Genomic DNA, 2,169 nt, shown 5'->3' with positions numbered 1-2,169 from the left:
CGGCGCAGATCCAATGTGGGAGCGAGCTTGCTCGCGAAGGGGCCAGTGAAGGCAATGAAAGATTTCAGGCCTTGGTGGCAACCAGGGTAAAGCACATCGGCATCTGCGCATCCCGATTCAAATACTGGTCATACACCTCTTCCCGATTCGAATGCGCATACTCCTTGAAGTGCGTAATGTTCAGCCCTGCCCCGATGGCACCACTGAAAATCGCCCCGAGCGTATGCACAAACCAATACGACTTCGCTGCCTGCTGTTCAACCTTGCCGACGTAGACAATCGGCTCCTCTTGCACAAACGGCTCTGCGCGGAAGTAGGAACTGGCGAGGCGATACGGATCCTCTGCGTCGGGATCGACCATCTCCAGAAATGGATGGGTTTCGTAGATCACCAGTTTACCGCCCGGTTTCAGGGTCGAGGCGACATGGCGGAAGAACTCGCCGATGTCCGGCATCCAGTTGAGAACGCCGATGGTGATCAGCGCCACATCGAAGCGATTGTGCAAAGACGCTGGCAAATGATGGATATCGCTTTCGATGAACTCGGCGTTGTGCGGTGAACGCTTGTTCAGCTCACGCGCCTGTTCGAGAAACGCCGCCGATTGATCGACACCGACCACGCTTCTGGCACCGAGGGCAAACAGGGAGAGACTCTCGCGGCCATTGTTGCAGCCCAGTTGAATCACATCCTTGCCATCGACCTCCAGCAACCCGCTCAAGGTCTCATCAAGGCAAGAGAAATCCGCCTGCTCAACCTCGCTGAGCAAGGCTTGCCAGTCAGGCGAATCCTGGTGATGGCGGGCGGAATCGTTCCACGCCTGTCGATTGCTGTCGATGGCGGTTTTATTGTTGGGCACTTCCATGGCGCACTCCGGACGATGCTCGTGATTGAGCGGATCCGAGTCTAGATCAGCTCTTCAATTGCGGTTGTTGCAAACTTGTAAGCCAATCCCTGCGGCAACTCCTACAAATGAGGAATCTCTCGCCTACAAATACCGACGACTTTTCAAGGTTTGATAGAAGACTTGGCTGACTGCTCATCTGTATCTACTTGGATACAGTCGAGCAATGAATTATCTTATTCGACAAACAGCGGTCTTCCAGGTCTGGCACCAATCGGTTCGAGACCTGCGGGCCAAGGTGGCCATCGCCCGCCGCATTGATCGGGCCTCAACGGGAAATCTCGGCGATGTTAAATCGGTGGGTGATGGCGTATCTGAAATGCGCGTAGATGTGGGTGCAGGCTATCGGGTGTATTTCACGATGCGTAACGGTGCAGTCATCGTTCTATTGGCTGGAGGCGACAAGTCTTCACAAAGCGCAGACATCCGACGCGCACAAAAAATGGCTAAGGAGGTTTAACCATGAGCCAGACGTTAACGAATTTCGACGTGGCAGCATTGCTGGACAGTGACGAAGCCATCAGCGAATACCTGTCCCAGGTTCTTGCAGACGGGGATAACGAAGAGTTTCTTCGCGCAATCGGCTATGTGCTCAAGGCGCGCGGGATGACGCAGGTAGCCAAAACTTCTGGCATGGGTCGCGAAAGTCTGTACAAGGCGTTCGCGCCCGGCGCAAAGCCGCGCTTCGAAACGGTTTTGAAAGTTATGCATGCCCTCGGCATCGATCTTTATGCACAGCCGGGGCATGCGATCAATCAACCGGTTGTTTGAATGTCGGGCAGCTATAGTTAATAGCCTTGGGGAAAACCGCACTCGCAGGTGCCGCCATGCACAGGTTCGAACGGCTGTTGTTGACGGGTTTTCTGCTTGCTGCCACTCAGGCGCAAGCGCTGGACAGCAATTTCAATTATTACGGGCCCAACCAGCCCTTCGCTCACCCTGCTCCGTATTCACTGAGTTCCACACCGCCCAAGCCTTACGACGATACGGCGCCGCAGGATTTTGTGGTGCTTCCGGGTGACCATGAATTCTACGATTCGCAGTTGCCGACCGTGGCGGATGCGACGGTACGGGTGTTTATCCGCACCTACGATGCCGAGCGCGGGATTTATGTGAATGACGAGGTGCTGGATCCGGGTTGTGTGCTGGAGTGTTTGAGTCGGCAGCAGCATTGATCCGGGTTGCTCACAACATCTGCGGCACCACCGATCCCGTGTAGGAGTGAGCCTGCTCGCGATAGCGGTGTGTCAGTAATAAAAAGGTCGACT

At 55.0% G+C, this 2,169-nt stretch carries 4 protein-coding genes; 3 read left to right on the top strand and 1 reads right to left on the bottom strand.

The window, feature by feature from the left end; translation table 11 throughout:
* Nucleotides 1-64: 64 nt before the first annotated feature.
* Entirely contained in the window at nt 65-862 is a 798-nt protein-coding gene (locus ACW9IR_RS29205) for a class I SAM-dependent methyltransferase (protein ID WP_457466072.1), read from the bottom strand.
* A gap of 205 nt (nt 863-1,067) precedes the next feature.
* Here ACW9IR_RS29205 and ACW9IR_RS29200 point away from each other — a divergent pair, with 205 nt between their 5' ends.
* The 3 genes from ACW9IR_RS29200 to ACW9IR_RS29190 are packed head-to-tail and all read left to right on the top strand — an operon-like array spanning nt 1,068 to nt 2,076.
* Nucleotides 1,068-1,361: a type II toxin-antitoxin system RelE/ParE family toxin gene (locus ACW9IR_RS29200; RefSeq protein ID WP_102902818.1), complete on the top strand. Its 294-nt coding sequence runs from the start codon at nt 1,068-1,070 to the stop codon at nt 1,359-1,361.
* 2 nt (nt 1,362-1,363) lie between these two features.
* On the top strand, nt 1,364-1,672 hold the full coding sequence (locus tag ACW9IR_RS29195) for an addiction module antidote protein (RefSeq protein WP_038369613.1): 309 nt from the start codon (nt 1,364-1,366) through the stop codon (nt 1,670-1,672).
* 56 nt (nt 1,673-1,728) lie between these two features.
* Nucleotides 1,729-2,076, top strand: a complete 348-nt coding sequence (locus tag ACW9IR_RS29190) for a hypothetical protein (RefSeq protein ID WP_457466070.1) — start codon at nt 1,729-1,731, stop codon at nt 2,074-2,076.
* The last annotated feature ends 93 nt before the right edge of the window (nt 2,077-2,169 follow it).

The sequence above is a fragment of the Pseudomonas sp. SDT291_1_S447 genome, assembly GCF_054070155.1.
Note: the sequence above shows the minus strand (reverse complement) of the source record. Positions and strands in the feature narration are given on the sequence as shown.

Bases quoted from the DNA above. Each gene is read 5' to 3' on its own strand.
- ACW9IR_RS29205 (WP_457466072.1), bottom strand. From the start codon at position 862: ATGGAAGTGCCCAACAATAAAACCGCCATCGACAGCAATCGACAGGCG.
- ACW9IR_RS29200 (WP_102902818.1), top strand. From the start codon at position 1,068: ATGAATTATCTTATTCGACAAACAGCGGTCTTCCAGGTCTGGCACCAA.
- ACW9IR_RS29195 (WP_038369613.1), top strand. From the start codon at position 1,364: ATGAGCCAGACGTTAACGAATTTCGACGTGGCAGCATTGCTGGACAGT.
- ACW9IR_RS29190 (WP_457466070.1), top strand. From the start codon at position 1,729: ATGCACAGGTTCGAACGGCTGTTGTTGACGGGTTTTCTGCTTGCTGCC.